Source organism: Mycolicibacterium chlorophenolicum (assembly GCF_001044235.1).
Taxonomy (GTDB): domain Bacteria; phylum Actinomycetota; class Actinomycetes; order Mycobacteriales; family Mycobacteriaceae; genus Mycobacterium; species Mycobacterium chlorophenolicum.
In genome coordinates, this window is record NZ_JYNL01000068.1 from 328,319 (window position 1) to 353,239 (window position 24,921).

Consider the following 24,921-nt stretch of genomic DNA (forward strand, 5'->3'; position numbering starts at 1 on the left):
CGAGCAGACGCAAACTAGGCCGAATCGGGGCCGATTCACCCGAGTTTGTGTCTGCTCGCCGGGTCAGTACAGGGCGTTGGCAAGGTTGCGGCGTCCGGCGATGACCTCGGGGTCGGCGGGGTCGAAGAGATCGAACAGCTCGATCAGCCGGGTACGCACAGCACTGCGCTCGTCCCCGGCGGTGCGCTTGACCAGGGCGATGAGCCGATTGAAGGCAGCCTCGACGTTCTGCTGGAGAACTTCGACGTCAGCGGCGGCGAGCGCGGCGTCGACGTCGTCGGCAGACGCATCGGCGATCGCGACCGCGTCCTGCGGGTGCGTGGTCGCGCGCTGCAGGAAACCGATCTGACGGACGGCGCCCTTGGCTTCAGGATGATTCGGGTCGGCGTCCAGGATGGTCTGATAGGCGGCGCGCGCCCCGTCGAAGTCGCCCTCGTCGAGCAGCGTGCGCGCCCGTTCGACCTCGGGATCGACGTGCTCGCCCTGCTCGACGTCCTGGCCGCCGCTGAGCTTTCCGGCCGTGGCCTCGAGCAGCGAATCGACCCAGCGCCGCAACTGCTCCGGGGGCTGCATGCCCTGGAAGCTCGACAACGGCTGGCCGGCGGCCAGCGCCACCACGGTCGGCACCGCCTGGACGCCGAACATCTGCGCCACCCGCGGTGTGGTGTCGACGTTCACGATCGTCAAGGCCCACTTCCCGCCGTCGGCCTGCGCGAGGCCGGCCAGCACGTCGGCCAGTTGCACGCTGGAATCACTGCGCGGCGACCACAGCAGCACGACGACCGGCACCTCATTGGAGCGGACCAGCACCTCGGCTTCGAAGTTGACCTCGGTGACCTCCACCCCACCGCCCGGAGCGCCGCCGGCCGGACCGTCACCGGAGGGGGCCGGTCGCTGCTTGAGAGCGGACAGATCAACGGCGCCCGCCAGGGCGGGCGAGATGCGGGGTCCTGGACGTGTCACGTGAACAAGTCTGTCACGTCGTTTCGGGTGCCGTCCGTCCCGGTTGCCCGGCCGCCACAGCGACCCGATCCGACCCCATGCGACCCGTCCTATCAGCCCATATGAGGAAGATCACACTGCCCAGCGGCACGATGCTGCCCAGCAACGCCAGCAACCATGTGCCGACCCCCCACTTGAGGGCCATGCCGGTGAGCACCGCGGCGACGAGGAAAGCGATGAACACCCCGCCGTGCACCGGGCCGAAGACCTTGACGCCGACCTCGGTACGCGGAGTACCGAGGTACTTGAAGTACATGCCGATCAGCAGTCCGATCCAGCTGAGGGCCTCGGCGAAGGCGATCAGACGGAACCACGCCGCGGCGTTGCGGACGTCGAATGCGCGTGTCATGGCCCCATTGTGCCGGAGCGGCACACCAGCTACTACAGAGCGTCGTTGCCAGAGGTCGATGCGCTCAGAGCCGGCGCAGGATCAGCGCATCGCCCTGGCCACCCGCACCGCACAGCGCGGCCACCGCGTAACCCGAGCCGCGTCGCGCCAGTTCCAGCGCCGCGTGCAGCGTGATGCGTGCGCCCGACATGCCGATCGGGTGGCCCACCGCGATCGCACCGCCGTTGGTGTTGACCTTGTCCGGATCCACGCCGAGCTCCTTGGTCGACGCCAGGGCGACCGCGGCGAACGCCTCGTTGATCTCGATGACGTCGAGCTGGTCGAGCGAGATGCCCTCCTTGGCGACGGCTTTCTTGATCGCGTTGGCCGGCTGGCTCTGCAGCGTGGAATCCGGGCCGGCGACCACGCCGTGGGCGCCGATCTCGCACAGCCAGGTCAGGCCCAGCTCCTCGGCCTTCGCCTTGCTCATCACCACGACAGCGCAGGCCCCGTCGGAGATCTGCGACGCCGACCCGGCGGTGATGGTGCCGTCCTTGCGGAACGCCGGCCTGAGCCCGCCGAGCGACTCGGCGGTGGTGTCGGCGCGGATGCCCTCGTCCTCGGTGAACTCGATCGGATCGCCCTTGCGCTGCGGGATCTTCACCGGCACGACCTCATCGGCGAACACCCCGTCCTTCCAGGCCCGGGCCGCCTTCTGATGCGAGTTCGCCGCGAACTCGTCCTGCTCGGCGCGGGTGAACTGGTCCACGTCGTTGCGCTGTTCGGTCAGGGCGCCCATCGGCTGGTCGGTGAACACGTCGTGCAGACCGTCGTAGGCCATGTGGTCGAGCACCGTGACGTCGCCGTACTTGTACCCCGACCGGCTGTTCATCAGCAGGTGCGGCGCCTTCGTCATGGACTCCTGGCCGCCGGCGACGACCACCTCGAACTCACCGGCCCGGATCAGCTGGTCGGCCAACGCGATCGCGTCGATACCCGAGAGGCACATCTTGTTGATGGTCAGCGACGGCACGTCCCAGCCGATGCCGGCTGCGACCGCGGACTGGCGCGCAGGCATCTGCCCGGCGCCCGCGGTGAGCACCTGGCCCATGATCACGTACTCGACAGCAGAAGCGGGCACTCCCGCTTTCTCCAGAGCGCCGGCAATCGCGACGGCGCCCAGATCGCTGCCGGAGAAATCCTTCAGCGAACCCATCAGCTTGCCCACCGGGGTGCGGGCTCCAGCAACGATCACCGACGTCGTCATGACAACCTCCAACTGAGTTTCGAGCGCCTCCCATGAGGCTATACATCGGCACCCGTCTATTCGTAACCGATCTTGTTAGGTAACTTCGCTGTTATGACCGCCGAGCAGACTGACGCCCGTCCTGTGCTGGCCACCGCGCTGGTCACCGCCATCGATCATGTCGGCATCGCGGTGCCCGACCTGGACGCGGCGATCAAGTGGTACCACGACCATCTCGGCATGATCGTGCTGCACGAAGAGGTCAACGAAGAGCAGGGCATCCGCGAGGCGATGCTCACGGTGCGCGGCGCTCCGGTCGGCAGCACGCAGGTGCAGCTGATGGCCCCCATCGACGACGATTCGACGATCGCGAAGTTCCTCGACAAGCGCGGCCCCGGTCTGCAGCAGTTCGCCTACCGCGTCAGCGACCTCGACGCGCTGACCGACCGGCTGCGCGAACAGGGCGTCCGGTTGATCTACGACGCGCCGCGGCGCGGCACCGCGAACTCCCGCATCAACTTCATCCATCCCAAGGACGGCGGCGGCGTGCTCATCGAGCTCGTCGAGCCGGCCACCGACGCGCACTGATCCGGCGAGCCCTCACGACCAGCGCCGAGTCGGCCCCCGCGTCGCGCGGTTGGCCCAGCACGGCGTGTGCCAGTGCCGGCGGTCGTCGAGGCCGGACTCCCCCGCGTCGGCCCGCCACACCACGACGTGGGCGACGCCGGGCCTGATCTCGTGATCGCATCCGGGGCAGCGGTACACCTTGACCGCCCGGGTCCCCGACACCGGCCGCACCTCGTAGTCGTCACCGTCCGGTCCGGTCTCGATCCGCCGCGGCAGCGGCAACGGATCGTGCTGCCGGCGCTTTCTCGCCGGTCGCCTCGCCATCAGAACAGCCGGAACTCGTCGCTGTCCATGCCGCGCATCTTGTCGTAATCCAGGATCAGGCAGCGGATTCCGCGATCCACAGCGAGCGTGCGGGCCTGCGGCTTGATCTGCTGGGCGGCGAAGACCCCCGCGACGGGGGCCAGCACGCTGTCGCGGTTGAGCAGCTCGAGATAGCGGGTCAGCTGCTCGACCCCGTCGATCTCTCCGCGCCGCTTGATCTCCACGGCCACCGAGCGGCCCTGCTCGTCGCGGCACAACAGATCCACCGGCCCGATCGGGGTCATGTACTCCCGGCGCACCAGGGTGTAGCCGGCGCCGAGCAGCTCGACGTGTTCGGCCAGCAGCGCCTGCAGGTGCGCCTCCACGCCGTCCTTGACCAGACCGGGGTCGACACCGAGTTCGTGACTCGAGTCGTGCTCGATGGCCTCGATGGTGATGCGCAGTTGCTCGCCCGCCTTGTTCTGCACCACCCACAGGCCGTCGGCGTCCTCGACCATCCAGCACGGAGGACTCATCCAGTTCAACGGCTTGTAGGCACGGTCGTCGGCATGCACGCTGACCGACCCGTCGGCCTTGATCAACAGCAGACGGCGGGCGGACGGCAGATGCGCCGTGAGGCGTCCGACGTAGTCGACGGTGCACTGGGCGATCACGAGACGCACCGATCCACCTTAAACGCCCCCCGCGGTCACTAGGCTGACGCCACGATGACCGCGAACAGGACAGCGGCACAGCGGCTGGGTCGCGTGCTCGAACGTGTGACCCACCAGAGCGGCAGAGTCGCAGGCACCCCGGAATACGGATCGTGGATTCTCGGCCGGGTCTCGGAGAGTCAGCGCCGCCGCCGGGTACGCATCCAGATCATCCTCACCACCTTCGTGGTGGTCGCGAACCTGATCGGGATCGGCGTCGCGACGCTGGTGGTGACGGTCGCGTTCCCGATCCCCAGCGTGTTCGACTCCTCGGTCAGCTGGATCACGTTCATCGTGGTTCCCGCATATCTGGTGGCCGCGCTCGTCGTGGGGGTGTTCTGGGCGACCCGGCGGGTGATGAACAACGTGCGGTGGGCCATCGAGGAACGCCCGCCCACCCGCGAGGATCAACGCAACACGTTCCTGGCGCCGTGGCGGCTGACCCGCGTACTGCTGGTGCTGTGGGGCCTGGGCACGGTCTTGCTGACCACGCTCTACGGCCTGCAGGACACCGACTTCATCCCGAAGTGGCTGCTGGGCGTGAGCTTTCCGGGCATCGTCGTCTCGGCGAGCTGCTATCTGTTCACCGAGTTCGCCCTGCGGCCGGTGGCGGCTCAGGCGCTCGAGGCCGGCAAGCCGCCGCGGCGGATCGCCGACGGGCTGATGGGGCGCACCATGCTGGTGTGGGTGCTGGGTTCCGGTGTGCCGGTGGTCGGCATCTTCCTGGCCGCGGCGATCACGCTGATGCAACGCAACCTGACCCCGACGCAATTCACCGTCGCGGTGATGATCCTGGCCCTGTTCGCGCTCGTGTTCGGCGCGATCCTGATGTTCATCCTCGCCTGGCTGACGGTCACCCCGGTGCGGGTGGTGCGCGAGGCCCTCAACCGGGTGGAGCGCGGCGATTTCGACACCGATCTCGTGGTGTTCGACGGGACCGAGCTGGGTCAGTTGCAGCGAGGCTTCAACTCGATGGTGCACGGACTGCGGGAACGGGAGCGGGTGCGCGACCTGTTCGGCCGGCACGTGGGCCGGGAGGTGGCACTACTGGCAGAGAAGGAGCGGCCCCAGCTGGGCGGCGAAGAGCGTTATGCCGCAGTCATCTTCGTCGACATCATCGGATCGACGAAGTTGGTCACCAGCCTGCCGGCCGTGGAGGTCGTCGAACTGCTCAATCGGTTCTTCGCCGTGATCGTCGAGGAGGTCGACCGGCATCACGGCCTGGTGAACAAGTTCGAGGGCGACGCGGTGCTGGCCGTGTTCGGCGCACCGGTGTCACTCGACCACCCCGAGGACGAGGCCCTGGCCGCGGCGCGGGAGATCGCCCGGCGGCTGTGCGACGAGGTGCCCGAATGCGAGGCGGGCATCGGCGTGGCGGCGGGTACCGTCGTCGCCGGGAATGTCGGTGCGCGGGAACGCTTCGAGTACACCGTGATCGGGGAACCGGTGAACGAGGCCGCTCGGCTCTGCGAGCTGGCCAAGAACGAGCCGTCACGTCTGGTCGCGTCGTCGGAAACAGTGGACAGCGCAACCGATTCCGAACGGTCGCACTGGCGGTTGGGTGACACGGTGACGCTGCGCGGGCACGACGAGCCGACACGGCTGGCCACGCCGGTCCGGCAGAATTGAGCCGCTGGCGGCCCACTGCTGCGATGTCGTTTTTCCGCTAGTAATGGCCGGTGCGCCGTGACATCGTCAACGGTATGCACAACGACTTCGACCGCTGCTACCGCGCCGTCCAGGCCAAGGACGCGCGGTTCGACGGTTGGTTCGTCACCGCGGTGCTGACCACGAAGATCTATTGCCGGCCGAGCTGCCCCGTGCGTCCGCCGTTCGCCCGCAACGTGCGCTTCTATCCCACCGCTGCGGCCGCGCAGCGGGAGGGCTTCCGCGCCTGCAAGCGGTGCCGGCCCGACGCATCGCCGGGGTCTCCGGAATGGAATGTGCGTGGTGACGTCGTCGCGCGTGCCATGCGCCTGATCGCCGACGGCACCGTCGACCGCGACGGGGTCACCGGCCTGGCCGCCCGGCTCGGCTACACCGTGCGCCAACTGGAGCGGCTGATGCAGGCCGAGGTCGGGGCCACGCCGCTGGCGCTGGCCCGGGCGCAACGCTCGCACATGGCCCGGGTGCTCATCGAGACCACCGACATGCCGTTCGGCGACGTGGCGTTCGCCGCGGGCTTCGCCAGCATCCGGCAGTTCAACGACACGGTCCGTGCGGTCTGCGACCTGACGCCCACGCAATTGCGCCGGCGCGCTTTTCAACGATCACACGACGACGTGCCGACGAGCGGGGTGATGACGCTGCGCCTGGCGGTCCGGACGCCGTTCGCCTATGACGGTGTCTTCGGACACCTGGCGGCCACGGGCATCCCCGGTGTCGAGGAAGTTCGCGGAGAGACCTACCGACGCACGCTGCGGCTGCCGCACGGCAGCGGGATCGTCGGACTCACTCCGCGTCCCGATCACGTCACCTGCCAGCTGTCGATCGACGACTTCCGCGATCTCCCCGCGGCGATCGCCCGCTGCCGGCGCCTGCTCGATCTCGATGCGGACCCGGAGGCCATCGTCGAATTCCTCGGCTCCGACGCCGAACTCGCCTCGGTGATCGCCAAGTCACCGGGGCAACGTATCCCGCGCACCGTCGACGAGCACGAACTCGCGATTCGCGTGGTGCTGGGTCAGCAGGTGTCGACGGCGGCGGCACGCACCCATGCGGCCCGGCTGGCGGCCGCTTACGGGCATCCCGTCGACGATGCTGCCGGAGGGCTGACGCACGTCTTCCCGTCCACCGCCGATCTCGCCGAGATCGACCTGCGCCATCTTGCGCTGCCGAAGGCGCGCCAGCGCACGGTGACGACCTTGATCGAGGCCATCGACACCGGCGAGCTGATCCTCGACTCGGGCTGCGACTGGGACCGCGCCCGGGCACAGTTGCTGGCCCTGTCGGGCATCGGGCCGTGGACCGCCGAGATGATCGCGATGCGCGGCCTGGGCGACCCCGACGCGTTCCCCGCGACTGATCTCGGGGTGGTGGCGGCCGCCCGCCAGCTCGGTCTGCCCGACGAGCCGAAGGCGCTCGCCGGCCGCAGCGAACGTTGGCGGCCCTGGCGTTCCTATGTGACACAACATCTTTGGACCACCCTCGAGCACTCCGTCAACCAATGGCCCCCGAAGGAGAGATGATGGACAGCGTGCGTTATCGGACCATGGACAGTCCCGTCGGAATGCTGACCCTGGCGGGTGTCGGCGACCGGTTGCAGCATCTGCGGATGGTGGACCAGACCTACGAACCCAGCCGTGAAGGCTGGGAGCCCGATGAGGAGGCCTTCGCCGACGCGGTGGCACAACTCGAGGAGTACTTCCGCGGCGATCGCGTCGACTTCGACCTCGAACTGGAGATGGTCGGGACCGTCTTCCAGCGCAGGGTGTGGGAGGCACTGCGGACGATCCCCTACGGCGAGACCCGATCCTATGGGGAGATCGCCGCGCAGATCGGGTCGCCCGGCGCCTCCCGTGCCGTCGGACTGGCCAACGGGCACAACCCGATCGGCATCATCGTGCCGTGCCATCGGGTGATCGGCGCCAACGGAAGTCTGACCGGATACGGCGGCGGACTGGACCGCAAGAAGTTGCTGCTGGGGATGGAGAAGCGCTACGCGCCGGCCGTGCCGACACTCTTCACCTGAGCGGCCTGATACACAAATGCCTGTGCCCCCCAACAGAATTGGGGGGCACAGGACTTAAATGGTGTTCGGCGGTGTCCTACTTTTCCACCCGTGTGGGTAGTATCATCGGCGCTGGCAGGCTTAGCTTCCGGGTTCGGGATGGGTCCGGGCGTTTCCCTGCCGCTATGGACCGCCGTAACTTTATTCACTCGTTTTTGAGTGTGAATCTGTGAGTGNCAGGCTTAGCTTCCGGGTTCGGGATGGGTCCGGGCGTTTCCCTGCCGCTATGGACCGCCGTAACTTTATTCACTCGTTTTTGAGTGTGAATCTGTGAGTGCCCCTGGTTATTTGGTGGTGGGGTGTGGGTTGTGGTTTGTGGTGTGGTTGCGAGGTTTTGTTGTTGTTGTAAGTTTTCGGCCGGTTAGTGCCAGTTCCCTGCGACCATTGCTGGTCTTGTAGGTCTGGTCTATCGANTGTGGTGTGGTTGCGAGGTTTTGTTGTTGTTGTAAGTTTTCGGCCGGTTAGTGCCAGTTCCCTGCGACCATTGCTGGTCTTGTAGGTCTGGTCTATCGATCCCGTGGTCTGCGGGGGGCCTTATCCCACTTGAATGGGTGAGAAGCCTGGTCTTGGAGGGGGTTTCCCGCTTAGATGCTTTCAGCGGTTATCCTGTCCGAACGTGGCTATCCAGCGGTGCCCCTGGTGGGACAACTGGTGGACCAGAGGTTCGTCCGTCCCGGTCCTCTCGTACTAGGGACAGATTTCCTCAAGCTTCTGACGCGCGCGGCGGATAGAGACCGAACTGTCTCACGACGTTCTAAACCCAGCTCGCGTGCCGCTTTAATGGGCGAACAGCCCAACCCTTGGGACCTGCTCCAGCCCCAGGATGCGACGAGCCGACATCGAGGTGCCAAACCATCCCGTCGATATGGACTCTTGGGGAAGATCAGCCTGTTATCCCCGGGGTACCTTTTATCCGTTGAGCGACACCCCTTCCACTCAGAGGTGCCGGATCACTAGTCCCGACTTTCGTCCCTGCTTGACGTGTCAGTCTCGCAGTCAAGCTCCCTTGTGCACTTACACTCAACACCTGATTGCCGTCCAGGTTGAGGGAACCTTTGGGCGCCTCCGTTACTTTTTAGGAGGCAACCGCCCCAGTTAAACTACCCACCAGGCACTGTCCCTGAACCGGATATACGGTTCGAGGTTAGAGGCCCAATACGATCAGAGTGGTATTTCAACAACGACTCCACATCCACTGGCGTGAATGCTTCACAGTCTCCCACCTATCCTACACAAACCGTATCGAGCACCAATACCAAGTTGTAGTGAAGGTCCCGGGGTCTTTTCGTCCTGCCGCGCGTAACGAGCATCTTTACTCGTAATGCAATTTCGCCGAGTCTATGGTTGAGACAGTTGAGAAGTCGTTACGCCATTCGTGCAGGTCGGAACTTACCCGACAAGGAATTTCGCTACCTTAGGATGGTTATAGTTACCACCGCCGTTTACTGGGGCTTAAATTCTCCGCTTCACCCCGAAGGGTTAACAGGTCCTCTTAACCTTCCAGCACCGGGCAGGCGTCAGTCCGTATACATCGTCTTGCGACTTCGCACGGACCTGTGTTTTTAGTAAACAGTCGCTTCTCACTGGTTTGTGCCACCCCACCCCGCTTGGGCCGCAAGGGCTTACACGGTACAGGGGTCCCCCTTCTCCCGAAGTTACGGGGGCATTTTGCCGAGTTCCTTAACCATAGTTCACTCGTACGCCTTGGTATTCTCTACCTGACCACCTGTGTTGGTTTGGGGTACGGGCCGTGTGTGCGCTCGCTAGAGGCTTTTCTCGACAGCATAGGATCACCGAATTCGCCTCAATCGGCTATGCATCACCTCTCAGGATATGTGCCAGACGGATTTGCCTATCTGACTCCCTACAGGTTTGCCCCAGTATTACCACTGACTGGTACGGCTACCTTCCTGCGTCACCCCATCGCTTGACTACTACCCACCGGGGTCCCGCGCAGCCCCAGAACCCGTCACCCCGAAGGGATCAGTGGCCCTGGTTTTGGGCGGTTAGCACAATGGATTCATCAGGGACGCTCACACACGGGTACGGGAATATCAACCCGTTGTCCATCGACTACGCCTGTCGGCCTCGCCTTAGGTCCCGACTCACCCTGGGCGGACTGGCCTGGCCCAGGAACCCTTGGTCTTTCGGCGGGCAAGGTTCTCACTTGCCTTATCGCTACTCATGCCTGCATTCTCACTCCCACACCCTCCACCACTCGATCACTCGGCGGCTTCACCGGATGCAGGACGCTCCCCTACCCAGCACACAGAAGTGTGCTGCCGCGGCTTCGGCGGTGTGCTTGAGCCCCGCTACATTATCGGCGCACAATCACTTGACCAGTGAGCTATTACGCACTCTTTCAAGGGTGGCTGCTTCTAAGCCAACCTCCTGGTTGTCTTCGCGACTGCACATCCTTTTCCACTTAGCACACGCTTAGGGGCCTTAGCCGGCGATCTGGGCTGTTTCCCTCTCGACGCACGGAGCTTATCCCCCGCCGTCTCACTGCCGCATTACACCGTGTCGGCATTCGGAGTTTGGCTGACGTCAGTAACCTTGTGAGGCCCATCGGCCATCCAGTAGCTCTACCTCCGACACGAACACTGCGACGCTGCACCTAAATGCATTTCGGGGAGAACCAGCTATCACGGAGTTTGATTGGCCTTTCACCCCTACCCACAACTCATCCCCTCAGTCTTCAACCTAAGTGGGTTCGGGCCTCCACGCGGTCTTACCCGCGCTTCACCCTGGCCATGGGTAGATCACTCCGCTTCGGGTCCAGAACACACCACTACACCACACACTGTTGTGTGGATACGCCCTATTCAGACTCGCTTTCGCTACGGCTACCCCACCCGGGTTAACCTCGCGACATGTCCCTGACTCGCAGGCTCATTCTTCAAAAGGCACGCCATCACCCCACAACAAAGTCGAAGGCTCTGACGGATTGTAAGCGCACGGTTTCAGGTACTCTTTCACTCCCCTCCCGGGGTACTTTTCACCATTCCCTCACGGTACTAATCCGCTATCGGTCACTGAGAAGTATTCAGGCTTACCGGGTGGTCCCGGCAGATTCACAGCAGATTCCACGGGCCCGCTGCTACTCGGGGAAAACATTCCACAACAGATGACGGGTTTTCAGTTACGGGGCTCTCACCCGCTCCGGCAGACCATCCCAGGCCACTTCACCTAACCCACCATTTTCTCACTGTCGCCCTCATCGGCGGATGAGAGAAGAAACGCCCCACAACACCGCACACACAACCCCCGCCGGGTATCACATGCACACGGTTTAGCCATCCTCCGCTTTCGCTCGCCACTACTCACGGAATCACTTTTGTTTTCTCTTCCTACGGGTACTGAGATGTTTCACTTCCCCGCGTTCCCCCCCGACACCTATGTATTCAGTGCCGGGTGACACGACATCACTCGTGCCGGGTTTCCCCATTCGGACATCCTCGGATCCACGCTCGGTTGGCAGCTCCCCGAGGCATATCGCAGCCTCCCACGTCCTTCATCGGCTCTCAGTGCCAAGGCATCCACCATGCGCCCTTAAACACTTACAACACAAAACCAAAAAAAATGAGTCATCACCCACACACACCCCCGAAAGAATGCATGCGGGTATCAGAAAAATTTGCATTACATGCTGAACACACCAGGCCCACAAAGACCCACTGCGCTCAGATGCTCGCAACCACTATCCACAAATCAAACACCACACCCCACCACCAAAGCAGGGCAACAACCAACCCTCCCACCCCACACAGGGGCCAGAGAAAAAACGGGCTGTTGTCTCAAAGCCCAATAGTGTGTCTGATGGTCATCCTCACCGATATCTCCCAACCGGCTCGCCAAGTTTGCTGTTGCACCAGACGCGCCTCCACTACAGAGACCCGCCATCCAACGAATCGCCTGAATCACCGAACTCCCACACGATGCGGGCGGGCTCAGGTCTCGTGGTGCTCCTTAGAAAGGAGGTGATCCAGCCGCACCTTCCGGTACGGCTACCTTGTTACGACTTCGTCCCAATCGCCGATCCCACCTTCGACGGCTCCCTCCCACAAGGGGTTAGGCCACCGGCTTCGGGTGTTACCGACTTTCATGACGTGACGGGCGGTGTGTACAAGGCCCGGGAACGTATTCACCGCAGCGTTGCTGATCTGCGATTACTAGCGACTCCGACTTCACGGGGTCGAGTTGCAGACCCCGATCCGAACTGAGACCGGCTTTGAAAGGATTCGCTCCACCTCACGGCATCGCAGCCCTTTGTACCGGCCATTGTAGCATGTGTGAAGCCCTGGACATAAGGGGCATGATGACTTGACGTCATCCCCACCTTCCTCCGAGTTGACCCCGGCAGTCTCTCACGAGTCCCCACCATTACGTGCTGGCAACATGAGACAAGGGTTGCGCTCGTTGCGGGACTTAACCCAACATCTCACGACACGAGCTGACGACAGCCATGCACCACCTGCACACAGGCCACAAGGGAACCGACATCTCTGCCGGCGTCCTGTGCATGTCAAACCCAGGTAAGGTTCTTCGCGTTGCATCGAATTAATCCACATGCTCCGCCGCTTGTGCGGGCCCCCGTCAATTCCTTTGAGTTTTAGCCTTGCGGCCGTACTCCCCAGGCGGGGTACTTAATGCGTTAGCTACGGCACGGATCCCAAGGAAGGAAACCCACACCTAGTACCCACCGTTTACGGCGTGGACTACCAGGGTATCTAATCCTGTTCGCTCCCCACGCTTTCGCTCCTCAGCGTCAGTTACTGCCCAGAGACCCGCCTTCGCCACCGGTGTTCCTCCTGATATCTGCGCATTCCACCGCTACACCAGGAATTCCAGTCTCCCCTGCAGTACTCCAGTCTGCCCGTATCGCCCGCACGCCCACAGTTAAGCTGTGAGTTTTCACGAACAACGCGACAAACCACCTACGAGCTCTTTACGCCCAGTAATTCCGGACAACGCTCGCACCCTACGTATTACCGCGGCTGCTGGCACGTAGTTGGCCGGTGCTTCTTCTCCAGGTACCGTCACTTGCGCTTCGTCCCTGGCGAAAGAGGTTTACAACCCGAAGGCCGTCATCCCTCACGCGGCGTCGCTGCATCAGGCTTGCGCCCATTGTGCAATATTCCCCACTGCTGCCTCCCGTAGGAGTCTGGGCCGTATCTCAGTCCCAGTGTGGCCGGACACCCTCTCAGGCCGGCTACCCGTCGTCGCCTTGGTGAGCCGTAACCTCACCAACAAGCTGATAGGCCGCGGGCCCATCCCACACCGCAAAAGCTTTCCACCACAATCCATGCAGACCGTGGTCCTATTCGGTATTAGACCCAGTTTCCCAGGCTTATCCCAAAGTGCAGGGCAGATCACCCACGTGTTACTCACCCGTTCGCCACTCGAGTACCCCGAAGGGCCTTTCCGTTCGACTTGCATGTGTTAAGCACGCCGCCAGCGTTCGTCCTGAGCCAGGATCAAACTCTCCAAACAAAAACCCCCACACCCACCCCGAAGGGCCTTTCCGTTCGACTTGCATGTGTTAAGCACGCCGCCAGCGTTCGTCCTGAGCCAGGATCAAACTCTCCAAACAAAAACCCCCACACCCGAAAGGCGCAGGCAGAATTCGAATCAGAAAAATCCGATCACAAACAAAAGACACCAAAACTGGCATCCAAAAAAACGTTGCGCCCCCAAACGGGAAAATGCGGACACAACAAAAAAAACAACAAACAAAAACCACCAAACACACTATTGAGTTCTCAAACAACACCGCCGTTTTCAGGCAACCCTGCCACTGTACTGCATGCGATCAGGGCGGTCAAGGCTCAGCCCCGAATCTTTCGACCGGGGCCGTGCGCTTCTGTTGGAAATACTACGCGCTGTCGGCCAGACGCCCAAATGCCCAGCACACGACCCTGATTCGGCCCGCGCAAGCTACTGGACGCGCTCGATCTCCGCACCCAGACTGGCCAGATTTTCCACGAACTTCGGATACCCGCGGTCGATATGAAAGACGTCGTGCACCTCGGTGTCACCATCGGCGACGAGTCCGGCGAGGACGAGGCCGGCGCCGGCACGGATGTCCGAGGACCACACCGGGGCGCTCGACAGCTGCGGGATCCCCCGCACCACCGCATGGTGACCGTCGGTCCGCGCGTCGGCGCCGAGGCGGATCATCTCCTCGACGAAGCGGAACCTCGCCTCGAAGACGTTCTCGGTGATCATCGACGTCCCGTCGGCGATCGCGGCCAACCCGATCGCCATCGGCTGGAGATCCGTCGGGAATCCTGGGAACGGCAGCGTGGCGACGTTGACCGCTTTGGGCCGCTCGTACTGGACGACGCGGAAGCCGTCATCGGACTGCGTCACCGTCGCGCCGGCGTCATGCAGCTTGTGCAGGACCAGCTGCAGATGCGACGGGTCCACCCCGGTCACCGAGATGTCGCCGCGCGTCATCGCAGCGGCGATCCCCCACGTCGCGGCGACGATCCGGTCGCCGATGACGCGATGCTCGGTGGGATAGAGCTTGTCGACACCGGTGATCGTCAGCGTCGAGGAACCCGCACCCGAGATCTGCGCGCCCATCTGATTGAGCATCGTGCACAGATCCACGACATCAGGTTCGCGGGCAGCGTTGTGGATCGTGGTCACACCGTCGGCCAGCACTGCCGCCATCAGGATGTTCTCGGTGGCGCCCACCNGCACAGATCCACGACATCAGGTTCGCGGGCAGCGTTGTGGATCGTGGTCACACCGTCGGCCAGCACTGCCGCCATCAGGATGTTCTCGGTGGCGCCCACCGAGGGGAACTCCAGCTGGATCTCGGCGCCGTGCAGGTGGTCCGCCTCGGCCACCACACAGCCGTGCTCGATGTTGCACCGCGCGCCGAGCTGCCGCAGTCCTGCCTGGTGCATGTCGAGGGGACGGGAGCCGATCGCGTCACCGCCGGGCAGCGCCACCTTCGCCCGCTTGCACCGGCCGACCAGTGGGCCCAGCACACACACCGACGCACGGAACTGACGCACGGCGGCGAAGTCGGCGTCGTACTTGGGTTCGTCCGGCGAGGTGATCCGCACGACGTCACCGTCGAGTTCCACGGTGGCGCCGAGCCCGCGAAGGACCTCGGCCATCAGCGGTACGTCGAGGATGTCCGGACAGTTCGTGATCGTGCTGGTGCCCTCGGCGAGCAGAGTCGCGGCCATCAACTTCAGGACGCTGTTCTTGGCACCGCCGACGGTCACTTCGCCCGCCAACCGACTACCGCCGGTCACCACGAAACGCTCGCCCACGCGGTCAGTGTAAACAGCGCTTCGGGCCATGTCAGTCTCCTGCGCGACCGCCGGCATGCGCGTCCCGTACGGTTTGGGCATGGCAGTGCACCTGACGCGGATCTACACGCGGACCGGCGACGACGGCACCACAGGGCTCAGTGATTTCAGCCGGGTCTCGAAGAACGACGCGCGGTTGGTGGCCTACGCCGATTGTGACGAGACCAACGCCGCGATCGGTGTCGCGGTCGCACTGGGACAGCCCGATCAGCGGATCCTCGCAGTGCTGCGTCAGATCCAGAACGACCTGTTCGACGCGGGTGCCGACCTGTCGACCCCGGTGGTCGAGAACCCGGAGTACCCGCCGCTGCGCATCCGGCAGAGCTACATCGACCGGCTCGAGCAGTGGTGCGACGAATTCAACGAGCCGCTGCCCGCGCTCAACTCGTTCATCCTGCCCGGCGGCACGGGTCTGTCGGCGCTCCTGCACGTGGCACGAACCGTGGCGCGCCGCGCGGAACGGTCCGCCTGGCATGCGGTCGAGACCCACGGGGAGTCGATCAGCGTGCTGCCGGCGAAGTACCTCAACCGGCTGTCCGACCTGCTGTTCATCCTGTCGCGGGTGGCCAACCCCGAGGGCGACGTGCTCTGGAAGCCGGGCGGCGGCAGTCAGTAACTGCGGCGCCGCGCGCGTGGTGAGGGCCGCGACTCCACCCACGAGGTGAACGCGGTGAGCGCGCCGCGATCCAGGGCGATCTCGTAGCCGCGCCCGCGGTCCGGGTCGAGATCGCGGAGTTCGAGCACCACGATCTCGTCGGTCATGATGTCGAACTCGTCGCCGCGGGGCGGCCGCCGGGACACCACTTCCAGACCGCGCCGACTCAGGGTCCGGTCGGGCCACCACCGCAGGCTCGACAGTCGGTAGAACTGCGCATCACCGCCGCGGTAACGCATCACGCCGTGGCGCCATCCGTGACCGCCGACCGCGGGCACGTCGCGCAGGATCGCCGCCGTGCCACCGACCTGCCGTAGCTTCCACAGCCGGTAACTCAGCGCGATGACGATCAGCAGGAGCACGCTGACCAGCGCGACCATGAACAGCATGGACGCGCTCATCGGCTGACCCGCTAGTCGATCTGGCCCAGTGCCCGCAGTCGCGCGCGTCCCCAGGCAGCTTTCCTGGGGTCGTCGGACTCGGAGTCCTGCTTGGCTTCGTCGGCGTTGATCTCGGACTCGAACTGCGCGTTCTCGACGAGAATGCGGACGGCCTCGTCCGTGACGGACAGGAACCCGCCGTCGACCGCGATGCGCAGATCGTCCTCGCCGTCGCGCTCGACGCGGACCATGGCGTCGTCGACGAGCTGGGCCACCAGCGGGATGTGCCGCGGCAGGATGCCGATCTCACCCGCGGTGGTGCGGGTGAACACGAATGTGGCCTCGCCGGCCCACAATTCGCGCTCCACGGCGACGATCTCGACGTTCATCTCCGCCATGTCACACCACCTTCCGTCGTCTTCGCGTCAATCACAGCTTGGCGCCGAGGCTTTCGGCCTTCTTCGCCAGGTCGTCCAGGCCACCGATGAGGAAGAACGCCTGCTCGGGCAGGTGGTCGAAGTCGCCCTTGGTGAGCTTGTCGAACGCCTCGATGGTCTCCTTGAGCGGCACCGTCGAACCGGGCTGGCCGGTGAACTGCTCGGCGGCCATCATGTTCTGGCTCAGGAAGCGCTCGATGCGGCGGGCGCGCTGCACCAGCTGCTTGTCCTCTTCGGCGAGCTCGTCGATACCGAGGATCGCGATGATGTCCTGAAGATCCTTGTAGCGCTGCAGGATCCGGATGACTTCCTGGGCGACGCGGTAGTGCTCGTCGCCGACCACGGACGGGTCGAGGATCGTCGAGGACGATGCCAGCGGATCCACGGCCGGGAAGATGCCCTTCGAGAACACGGTACGAGAGAGCTCCGTGGTCGCGTCGAGGTGCGCGAACGTGGTGGCCGGGGCCGGGTCGGTGTAGTCGTCGGCGGGCACGTACACGGCCTGCATCGAGGTGATCGACTTGCCGCGCGTCGAGGTGATGCGCTCCTGGAGCTCACCCATCTCGTCGGCCAGCGTCGGCTGGTAGCCCACGGCGGACGGCATACGGCCGAGCAGCGTGGACACCTCGGACCCGGCCTGGGTGAACCGGAAGATGTTGTCGATGAACAACAGAACGTCCTGGCCCTGCTCGTCGCGGAAGAACTCCGCCATGGTCAACGCCGAGAGCGCGACGCGCATACGGGTGCCCGGCGGCTCGTCCATCTGACCGAACACCAGCGCGGTGTCCTTGAGCACGTTGGCGTCCTCGAGCTCGACCCACAGGTCGTTGCCCTCACGGGTGCGCTCGCCCACGCCGGCGAACACGGACGTGCCACCGAAGTTGCGGGCGATGCGGTTGATCATCTCCTGGATGAGCACCGTCTTGCCCACGCCGGCGCCGCCGAACAGGGCGATCTTGCCGCCACGCACGTAGGGAGTCAGCAGGTCGACGACCTTGAGGCCGGTCTCCAGCATCTCGGTGCGGGGCTCCAGCTCGGAGAACGGCGGCGGCTTGCGGTGGATCGACCAGTGCTCGAAGTCCTTGCCGTAGCCGGGCTCGTCGAGGCAGTCACCCAGGGCGTTGAACACGTGGCCCTTGACGCCGTCACCCACGGGCACCGAGATCGAGTTACCGGTGTCGGTCACCTCAACGCCACGGACGAGACCGTCCGTCGGCTGCATGGAGATGGTGCGCACCAGGTTGTCGCCGAGGTGCTGCGCGACCTCGAGGGTCAGCGTCTTGGACAGCTCCTTGTAGGAGATGTCGGCGTGCAGCGCATTGAACAACTCGGGGACGGATCCGCGCGGGAACTCCACGTCGACCACGGGGCCGGTGATGCGGACCACGCGACCCGTGGTCTCCCTGTCTTTGGCTGGTGCACTCATTGTCTCTTCGCTTCCTAACGGGGCGTTCTGCTGAAGGTCATTTGGCGTCGGCCAGCGCGTTGGCGCCGCCGACGATCTCGCTGATTTCCTGGGTGATCTGCGCCTGACGTTCGCGGTTGGCCGCCAGCGTCAGGGACTTGATCAGATCGTCGGCGTTGTCGGTGGCCGACTTCATCGCGCGCCGTCGGGCAGCGGATTCGGAGGCCGCCGCCTCGAGCAGTGCCGCGTACACCCGAGTGGCCACGTAGCGCGGCAACAGCGCATCGAACAGGGTCTCGGCGTTGGGCTCGAAGGAGAACAGGGTGCGCGGGCCGTCCTCGGGCTCCTCGTCACCGACGTACTCGACCACCATCGGCGCGATCCGGCGGGCTACCGCCGACTGCGACAGCATCGACTTGAACTCGGTGAAGACGATGTGCAGTTCGTCGACACCGAGGACACCGTCGCTGCCTGGGTCGTCACCCTCGTCGTCCACGCCGGACATGAAGGAGCCCACCAGCGTCTCGGCGATCTCCTTGGCCTGCTCGTAGGTGGGCCGCTCCGAGAAGCCCGTCCAGGACTCGATGACGTTGCGCTGGCGGAAGTTGTAGAACCCGAGCGCTTTCCGGCCCACGGCATACACCACCGGGTCCTTGCCCTCGTCTCGGAGCAGGGAGAAGAGTTCCTCGGCCTGCCGCAGGACGTTGGCGTTGTAGGCCCCGCACAGTCCACGGTCCGACGACACCACCAGCACGGCGGCCCGCTTCGGGTTGTCCCGGGCCACCAACAGCGGATGATCCAGCGCGCTCGCACTCGCCAGTTCGGTCAGCATGTTGGTGATCTCGGTGCTGTAGGGCCGCGCAGCCTCGACCCGCGCCTGCGCCTTCGCGATCCGCGACGTGGCGATCATTTCCTGCGCCTTGGTGATCTTCTTGATGGACCCGGCAGACCGGATCCGACCTCGAAGCTCACGCAGTGTTGCAGCCATCTAGCTCTCCAGACCCTTTCCGGTCCTACTTCTTGGGCGCCGGCTTGCGGACCTTGACGGACTCTTTCTCGACGTCCTCTTCGTCCATCGCCTCGGCCTCGTGCTCGTTGACCGCGACCGAGCTTCCGTCCGTGGTGGAGAAGCCCTTCTTGAACTCGTTGATGATGCCCGTCAGCTTTTCCTGCTCCTCTTCCGGGAACTTCTTGCTCTCCCGGATGTTCTCGAGGATCTCGCTGTGTGAGCCCTTCACGTGCTCGAGCAGCTCCTGCTCGAAGCGCGCGACGTCCTCGACGGGAACCGAGTCGAGGTGGCCGCCGGTGCCGAGGAAGATCGCGATGACCTGGTCCTCGACCGGGTACGGGGTGTACGCCGGCTGCTTGAGCAGCTCCACCAGGCGGGCACCGCGATCGAGCTGAGCCTTGGACGCCGGGTCCAGATCGGAGGCGAACGCGGCGAACGACTCCAGCTCGCGGTACTGCGACAGCTCCAGACGCAGCGAGCCGGCCACCTCTTTCATGGCCTTGATCTGCGCTGCGCCACCGACGCGCGACACCGACACACCGACGTTGATGGCCGGCCGCACACCCTGGTTGAACAGGTCGGACTCCAGGAAGCACTGGCCGTCGGTGATCGAGATGACGTTCGTCGGGATGAACGCCGAGATGTCGTTGGCCTTGGTCTCGATGATCGGCAGGCCGGTCATCGAACCGCCGCCGAGCTCGTCGGACAGCTTCGCGCAGCGCTCCAGCAGCCGCGAGTGCAGGTAGAACACGTCGCCGGGGAACGCCTCGCGGCCCGGCGGACGACGCAGCAGCAGCGAGATCGCGCGGTAGGCGTCGGCCTGCTTGGACAGGTCGTCGAACACGATCAGGACGTGCTTGCCGTCGTACATCCAGTGCTGACCGATGGCCGAACCGGTGTAGGGCGCAAGCCATTTGAAGCCGGCCGCGTCCGAGGCGGGGGCCGCGACGATGGTGGTGTACTCCATCGCGCCGCCCTCTTCGAGGGCCCGCTTCACCGATGCGATCGTGGTGCCCTTCTGGCCGATCGCGACGTACACGCAGCGCACCTGCTGCTGGGGGTCGCCGGTCGCCCACGCCTCGCGCTGGTTGAGGATCGTGTCGACACAGACCGCGGTCTTGCCGGTCTTGCGGTCGCCGATGATCAGCTGGCGCTGGCCGCGGCCGATGGGCGTCTGGCTGTCGATGGCCTTGATGCCGGTCTGCAGCGGCTCCGACACGCCCTGGCGCTGCACCACCGAGGGGGCCTGCAGCTCCAGCGCGCGCCGGGTGTCGGTCTCGATGTCGCCCTGGCCGTCGATCGGCTGACCGAGCGGGTTGACCACGCGGCCCAGGAAGGCGTCGCCCACCGGCACCGAGAGCACCTCGCCGGTGCGCTTGACCTGCTGGCCCTCTTCGATCTTCTCGAAGTCGCCCAGGATCACCGCGCCGACGCTGTGCTCGTCGAGGTTCAGCGCGACACCGAGGACACCGCCGGGGAACTCCAGCAGCTCCTGGGTCATCACCGAGGGCAGACCCTCGACGTGCGCGATGCCGTCACCGGCGTCGATGACGACGCCGACCTCTTCGCGGTCGGAGTCGGCGGTGAAGGAGGAGACGTAGTCCTCGATCGCCCCTTCGATGTCAGAAGCCGAGATTGTCAACTCTGCCATGGCTTTTCGTCTTCCTGCCTTTGTGTTTGTTACTGCGCGAGTTCGAGGGTCAGTCCGGCAGCCCAGTGCGGGCGGCGGCCAACCGGGAGGAGATGGATCCGTCGATGACCTCGTCACCGACGGTGATCAGAAGCCCGCCGAGGATGTCGGGGTCGACATTCAGCTGGACCGACACCGCGGTGCCGTAGATCCGGCTGAGCACCTCGGTCAGGCGGGTGCGCTGCTCGTCGGACAGCTCGGCTGCGGCGGTCACCTCGGCGACGGCTTCACCGCGCCGTGCCACCGCGAGCTCGGCCAGGTCGGCCACCGCCGCGTCGGCGAGCTCGCCGCGCAGCAGTTCGATCGTCTGCCGGAGCAGCGCCGCGGCGGTGTCGTTGACTCCCCCGCCGGCCTGAAGCACCTTGTCCAACAGTTCGACCCGCTTGTCCGCCGGCACCGTCGGATCGGCCAGCAGCCGGTTGAGCCGCGACTCCGTGTCGAGCACACGCCCGACCCGGAACAGCTGCTCTTCGACCTCTTCGCTCTGGCCGTCCCGTTCGGCACGGGCCAGCAGGGCCAGCCGCGCCACGTGCTCGAGCGCGTCGACGAGGTTGCCCTCGTTCGACCACCGTTGCGAGACAGCCGTTTTGAGGATGTCGAACGTCGTGTCGGCGACCTTGCCGCCGAACAACCGGTCGAGCAGACGCATCTTGGCGTCGGACTCGTCGGTCGCCTCGGCGAGGTGGCTGTTCAGTGCCGGCTCGGTGACGAGCAGCCTGGCCACCGCGGCGATCTCATCGGAAAGCGTGGTCAGCGCCGCGGCATCGGCACCGTCGGTGACCGAGTCGAATTTCTTGACCAGTTCGGCCAGCGATTCGCGGCTGGCCGCCCGAAGGTTGAGCGTCGCACCGGCTTCCAGCACCGCGGGCGACGGCGCCATCTCGTCGAGCTGGTCGAGGAACCGGTCGACGGTCTGCGACTGCGCGCCCGGGTCGGAGACGTAGCTGCGGACGATCTCCTCGGCCTTGTCCACCGACTCGAGGCCCAGATGCTGCCGCAGATTGCGAATGGTCTGCTGACGGAGCAGGTGAACCTGTTGCTCGCCTTGGGCTTTGATGCGTTCGGCCTCGACCCCGGCCTGTTCGCGCAGCTGCTCGGCGATGCGGGTCGAGTCGGCGCGAGCCTCCTCGGTCAGCTTGGCGCCGGCAGCCTTGGCGTCCTCGACAGCCTTGGCGTGCCGCTGGTCGGCGCTGGCCAGCTTGTCGGCCGCCGCTTTGCTCTCCTCGAGCGCCGCGCGGACCGCTTCCTGCTGGTTCTTCATCATCGTGCGCACCGGGGGCACGACCCACCGGACCACGATGTAGATGATGATCGCGAATCCGACCAGCTGTCCGATGAACGTGGACATCAACGCCTCCCGCTCGACGTGTCGTTGACGTCGACACCGAGGATGCGGCTGGCCAACGTGCTCGACAGGCCGTCCACCGAGGACTCGAGCTCGCTCGTCGTCCTCGACGCGGTCTGCTCCAGTTCCGCGTTGGCGGACTGCAGCTTGTCGGACACCTCGCCGCCGGCCTCGGCCCGCGCCTCGTCGACGACCTTGCGGCCCTCGGACCGGGCCTCGTCACGAATCGACGACGCCTCGCCGCGCGCAGCGGCCATCGTCTCGTCGTAGTCGGCCTGGGCCGCGGCCATCTGTTCTGCCGCCTTCTTGTTGTCGGCTGCCGTCTTCGCGAGCATCGCCTCGCGCTCGGCCAACACCTTGCTGACCGGTGGCACCACCCATTTCCCGATCACGCCGAGCACGATCAGGAAGATGAGCAGCACGAAGAAGAAGGTGCCGTTGGGCACCAGGAAGTTACTGGTCCCCCCACCCTCTTCGGCCGCCAGGACGGTTACGGTCAGTTCACCCATGACGACGAATTAGCCGACCGGGGTGGCGAAGACGAACAGCGCCATGAAGGCGAGGTTGATGAAGTACGCCGCCTCGACCAGACCGACGGTGATGAAGAACGGAGTGAAGAGTCGACCCTGGGCCTCCGGCTGCCGGGCAATGCCCGAGATCAGGGCGTTACCGGCGATACCGTCACCGATACCCGCGCCGATCGCGCCGCCGGCCATGATCAGACCACCGCCGATGAGCGCGCCTGCAGCGATAGTGGGATCCATTCCTTATCCTCCTTGATAACTGGCTGTTGGTTGTCGCCAGGTTCTGTGTGGGTCTAACAGGTTGTGCTGGTTCTAGTGCTTGTCGGCCGCGCCCTGTTCCGCATGGTCTGAGGCGTGATCGCTGTCGTGGTCGAGCTCCATCGACTGCCCGAAGTACAGGATCGTCAGCAGAGCGAAGATGAAGGCCTGGATCAGGCCGATGAAGAGGTCGAACGACTTCCAGATCGCGTTGGGCAGCCACATGATCCACGCCGGGAACAGCGCGATCAGACCGACCATGATGCCGCCGGCGAAGATGTTGCCGAAGAGTCGCAGCGACAGCGAGATCGGCTTGGCGATCTCCTCGACGATGTTGATCGGCGCGAGGAAGGCCACGTGGCCCTTGGCGACCTTGATGGGGTGACCGATGATTCCGCGCCGCCAGATGCCGGCCAGGTGGTAGCAGATGAACACGAACACGGCGAGCGCGAGCACGAAGTTGATGTCCGAGGCCGGCGGCTTGATCAGCTCGGTGGTGACGCCCTCGGCGTTGGTGTACTGCACCGGTAGCACCGACAGCCAGTTCGCGAAAAGGATGAAGCAGAACAGCGAGACCGCCAGCGGCAGCACGAACGGCGCGATGCGCATTCCGATCGCGCTCTCCACCTGGTTGCGCATCTGGATGGTGATCGCCTCGAAGAACAACTGGACGCCGCCGGGCACGCCGGTCGAGGTGACCTTGGCGCGCAGGAAGAACGCCAGCGCAATGACGATGGCGCCCGCGATCGCGGTGGAGAGCACGGTGTCCACGTTGACCGTCAGGCCGAACCACTTCTGCTCGATGTGGTGACCAACCTCGAGGGCGAGCACACTTTCAGTCATCTACGAATCAGTCCTTGAGCTATCCGTCGTTGGATGTCGAAGCGTCGGGAGCGGGGCCTGCGGCCTGATCACCGTCGCCTGCGCGGAGCTTCTTGAGAACCGGCAGGGAGGTGCTGAGGACGAGGACCACCTGGAACAGTGCCAGACCGAAGAGCACGCCGAGGCCCATCGGACGGAAAACGAACGCGATGGTCAGGCCGACGACGGTGATCGCCAACAGCCGCGTGGCCGAGTTGAGCGCCATCTTCTTCTTCAGCGGGTGATCGTCGGCGGTGATCGACTCGACCGCGCGCCGGACCATCAGCGCGTTGGTCAGGCCGAGGGCCATGCCGATCGCGAAGAACAGGCCGAACAGCGGATAGCCGACGAGCGCTGCGGCGAGCGTGATCAGGCCCGAGACGGCCGCGCAGATGAGAAGCAGGCGCAGCGGCCGGAAGGCCACGGACGGAAACACCAACGGCGCGTCCTGCGCTGGCGTCGTCACTGCTTCACCTCAATCCCGCGGTCGTCGTATGGAGTTCGAAGGAACGTGTCCCGATGATTCCTGTGAGCGTCCGTAGCGTATCGGAGGGCGACGGGCGCGCGGGAATCACCCAAGGGGCAGCTCCTGTGGTCGGTCGATCTGTCGGTCGTGTGTCCGTTCCGAGCGGTGCCAGAAAGACTGGCGCCGACGGCCCGGGGGCCGGCAACCCGCGAGGTCAATTCGGGTTCTCACCAAACCCTAACACATGGTGAGAGCCACAAAACGCGACCTACTACTTTTTGTCGTACACCTCGCTGGTCGCGTCGTCGGCGGGGTGGTCGCGTCGTCTCAGCAACGGGATCAGCGTGACGACGACCGCGATCACGATCGCTGCCGCCATGACCGCCGCGGTGTGCCGGGGATCGAAGAAGATGGTGCTCGCCGCACCGAGGGCCACGATGCCGACCCACAGGTAGATCAGCAGCACGACGCGGCGATGGGAGTGCCCGATCTCGAGCAGTCGGTGGTGCAGGTGCATCTTGTCGGGGCTGAACGGGCTCAGCCCGGCGCGGGTGCGGCGGATGATCGCGAGCAGCATGTCGAGGGCCGGCACGAACACCACCGCGACCACGAGCAGAAACGGTGACAGCAGCGCGAAGACGTCCCGCGCGCCGTAGGCCGTCTGCGAGATC

General features: G+C 64.8%; 21 protein-coding genes, 3 rRNA genes and 2 pseudogenes. 5 read left to right on the plus strand and 21 right to left on the minus strand.

All coding sequences use genetic code 11. From position 1 onward, the window contains the following. Positions 1-63: 63 nt before the first annotated feature. The 3 genes from MCHLDSM_RS29670 to MCHLDSM_RS29680 all read right to left on the minus strand — a co-directional run bounded on the left by MCHLDSM_RS29670 (position 64) and on the right by MCHLDSM_RS29680 (position 2,597). Complete coding sequence (locus tag MCHLDSM_RS29670) at positions 64-963, minus strand: tetratricopeptide repeat protein (protein WP_048473364.1); 900 nt, start codon at positions 961-963, stop codon at positions 64-66. Between the two features lie 13 nt (positions 964-976). Next, positions 977-1,351: a DUF3817 domain-containing protein gene (locus tag MCHLDSM_RS29675; RefSeq protein WP_048473420.1), complete on the minus strand. Its 375-nt coding sequence runs from the start codon at positions 1,349-1,351 to the stop codon at positions 977-979. A gap of 64 nt (positions 1,352-1,415) precedes the next feature. Next, the gene (locus MCHLDSM_RS29680) at positions 1,416-2,597 is read right to left on the minus strand and encodes an acetyl-CoA C-acetyltransferase (RefSeq protein ID WP_048473365.1); all 1,182 of its coding nucleotides are present in this window, start codon (positions 2,595-2,597) and stop codon (positions 1,416-1,418) included. Positions 2,598-2,690: 93 nt separating this feature from the next. Between MCHLDSM_RS29680 and mce the strand changes: the two genes are divergently transcribed. Then, positions 2,691-3,164 (plus strand): methylmalonyl-CoA epimerase, encoded by a 474-nt coding sequence (gene mce, locus MCHLDSM_RS29685; protein WP_048473366.1) that lies wholly within the window; start codon positions 2,691-2,693, stop codon positions 3,162-3,164. A gap of 12 nt (positions 3,165-3,176) precedes the next feature. On the opposite strand, the gene MCHLDSM_RS29690 is transcribed toward mce, so the two are convergent. Beyond that, entirely contained in the window at positions 3,177-3,467 is a 291-nt protein-coding gene (locus MCHLDSM_RS29690) for an Rv1322 family protein (RefSeq protein WP_048473367.1), read from the minus strand. Continuing rightward, the gene (gene nucS, locus MCHLDSM_RS29695; protein ID WP_048416322.1) at positions 3,467-4,129 is read right to left on the minus strand and encodes an endonuclease NucS; all 663 of its coding nucleotides are present in this window, start codon (positions 4,127-4,129) and stop codon (positions 3,467-3,469) included. The genes MCHLDSM_RS29690 and nucS overlap by 1 nt, the downstream gene beginning before the upstream one ends. A 45-nt stretch (positions 4,130-4,174) precedes the next feature. On the opposite strand from nucS, the gene MCHLDSM_RS29700 reads away from it, so the two are divergent. The 3 genes from MCHLDSM_RS29700 to MCHLDSM_RS29710 all read left to right on the plus strand — a co-directional run bounded on the left by MCHLDSM_RS29700 (position 4,175) and on the right by MCHLDSM_RS29710 (position 7,850). Then, positions 4,175-5,788 carry an adenylate/guanylate cyclase domain-containing protein gene (locus MCHLDSM_RS29700; protein WP_048473368.1) on the plus strand — a complete coding sequence of 538 codons (1,614 nt, stop codon included), beginning with the start codon at positions 4,175-4,177 and terminating at the stop codon, positions 5,786-5,788. Positions 5,789-5,862: 74 nt separating this feature from the next. After that, complete coding sequence (locus MCHLDSM_RS29705) at positions 5,863-7,347, plus strand: DNA-3-methyladenine glycosylase 2 family protein (protein WP_048473421.1); 1,485 nt, start codon at positions 5,863-5,865, stop codon at positions 7,345-7,347. Then, the gene (locus MCHLDSM_RS29710) at positions 7,347-7,850 is read left to right on the plus strand and encodes a methylated-DNA--[protein]-cysteine S-methyltransferase (protein WP_048473369.1); all 504 of its coding nucleotides are present in this window, start codon (positions 7,347-7,349) and stop codon (positions 7,848-7,850) included. Before MCHLDSM_RS29705 ends, MCHLDSM_RS29710 begins: the two co-directional genes overlap by 1 nt. Before the next feature lie 63 nt (positions 7,851-7,913). On the opposite strand, the gene rrf is transcribed toward MCHLDSM_RS29710, so the two are convergent. The 5 genes and pseudogenes from rrf to MCHLDSM_RS39935 form a co-directional block, all read right to left on the minus strand. Then, positions 7,914-8,027 (minus strand): 5S ribosomal RNA (gene rrf, locus MCHLDSM_RS29715). 303 nt (positions 8,028-8,330) lie between these two features. After that, positions 8,331-11,455 (minus strand): 23S ribosomal RNA (locus tag MCHLDSM_RS29720). A 407-nt stretch (positions 11,456-11,862) separates the two neighbouring features. Then, positions 11,863-13,382: ribosomal RNA gene (locus tag MCHLDSM_RS29725) — 16S ribosomal RNA — on the minus strand. Together the 16S, 23S and 5S rRNA genes form the textbook arrangement of a ribosomal RNA operon. Before the next feature lie 444 nt (positions 13,383-13,826). Then, positions 13,827-14,567, minus strand: coding sequence for a UDP-N-acetylglucosamine 1-carboxyvinyltransferase (locus MCHLDSM_RS39930; protein WP_459542936.1), 741 nt, complete (start codon positions 14,565-14,567; stop codon positions 13,827-13,829). A gap of 26 nt (positions 14,568-14,593) precedes the next feature. Next, positions 14,594-15,181: pseudogene (locus MCHLDSM_RS39935) on the minus strand (UDP-N-acetylglucosamine 1-carboxyvinyltransferase); the annotation flags it as partial. A gap of 79 nt (positions 15,182-15,260) precedes the next feature. Here MCHLDSM_RS39935 and MCHLDSM_RS29735 point away from each other — a divergent pair. Beyond that, positions 15,261-15,836: a cob(I)yrinic acid a,c-diamide adenosyltransferase gene (locus tag MCHLDSM_RS29735; RefSeq protein WP_048418446.1), complete on the plus strand. Its 576-nt coding sequence runs from the start codon at positions 15,261-15,263 to the stop codon at positions 15,834-15,836. Here MCHLDSM_RS29735 and MCHLDSM_RS29740 read toward each other — a convergent pair. From MCHLDSM_RS29740 to MCHLDSM_RS29790, 11 genes and pseudogenes are all read right to left on the minus strand, one after another. Continuing rightward, complete coding sequence (locus MCHLDSM_RS29740; protein ID WP_048473370.1) at positions 15,830-16,276, minus strand: DUF2550 domain-containing protein; 447 nt, start codon at positions 16,274-16,276, stop codon at positions 15,830-15,832. The genes MCHLDSM_RS29735 and MCHLDSM_RS29740 overlap by 7 nt on opposite strands. Before the next feature lie 11 nt (positions 16,277-16,287). Further along, complete coding sequence (locus tag MCHLDSM_RS29745; protein WP_048418290.1) at positions 16,288-16,653, minus strand: F0F1 ATP synthase subunit epsilon; 366 nt, start codon at positions 16,651-16,653, stop codon at positions 16,288-16,290. A gap of 31 nt (positions 16,654-16,684) precedes the next feature. After that, positions 16,685-18,118: a F0F1 ATP synthase subunit beta gene (gene atpD / locus MCHLDSM_RS29750; protein WP_048473371.1), complete on the minus strand. Its 1,434-nt coding sequence runs from the start codon at positions 18,116-18,118 to the stop codon at positions 16,685-16,687. A 37-nt stretch (positions 18,119-18,155) separates the two neighbouring features. After that, positions 18,156-19,085: a F0F1 ATP synthase subunit gamma gene (locus MCHLDSM_RS29755; RefSeq protein WP_048473372.1), complete on the minus strand. Its 930-nt coding sequence runs from the start codon at positions 19,083-19,085 to the stop codon at positions 18,156-18,158. A gap of 25 nt (positions 19,086-19,110) precedes the next feature. Then, complete coding sequence (gene atpA / locus MCHLDSM_RS29760) at positions 19,111-20,757, minus strand: F0F1 ATP synthase subunit alpha (protein WP_048473373.1); 1,647 nt, start codon at positions 20,755-20,757, stop codon at positions 19,111-19,113. A 49-nt stretch (positions 20,758-20,806) separates the two neighbouring features. After that, positions 20,807-22,144, minus strand: a complete 1,338-nt coding sequence (locus tag MCHLDSM_RS29765) for a F0F1 ATP synthase subunit B/delta (RefSeq protein ID WP_048473374.1) — start codon at positions 22,142-22,144, stop codon at positions 20,807-20,809. Beyond that, a complete protein-coding gene (locus tag MCHLDSM_RS29770) occupies positions 22,144-22,650 on the minus strand; it encodes a F0F1 ATP synthase subunit B (protein ID WP_048473375.1) in 507 nt (168 codons plus the stop codon). Before MCHLDSM_RS29770 ends, MCHLDSM_RS29765 begins: the two co-directional genes overlap by 1 nt. Positions 22,651-22,659: 9 nt before the next feature. Next, the gene (locus MCHLDSM_RS29775; protein WP_011893196.1) at positions 22,660-22,905 is read right to left on the minus strand and encodes a F0F1 ATP synthase subunit C; all 246 of its coding nucleotides are present in this window, start codon (positions 22,903-22,905) and stop codon (positions 22,660-22,662) included. Between the two features lie 72 nt (positions 22,906-22,977). Next, on the minus strand, positions 22,978-23,766 hold the full coding sequence (gene atpB / locus MCHLDSM_RS29780) for a F0F1 ATP synthase subunit A (RefSeq protein ID WP_048473376.1): 789 nt from the start codon (positions 23,764-23,766) through the stop codon (positions 22,978-22,980). 19 nt (positions 23,767-23,785) lie between these two features. Next, positions 23,786-24,250: an ATP synthase subunit I gene (locus tag MCHLDSM_RS29785; RefSeq protein ID WP_048473377.1), complete on the minus strand. Its 465-nt coding sequence runs from the start codon at positions 24,248-24,250 to the stop codon at positions 23,786-23,788. Between the two features lie 271 nt (positions 24,251-24,521). Beyond that, positions 24,522-24,921 (minus strand): annotated as a pseudogene (locus MCHLDSM_RS29790) (undecaprenyl-phosphate alpha-N-acetylglucosaminyl 1-phosphate transferase); the annotation flags it as partial.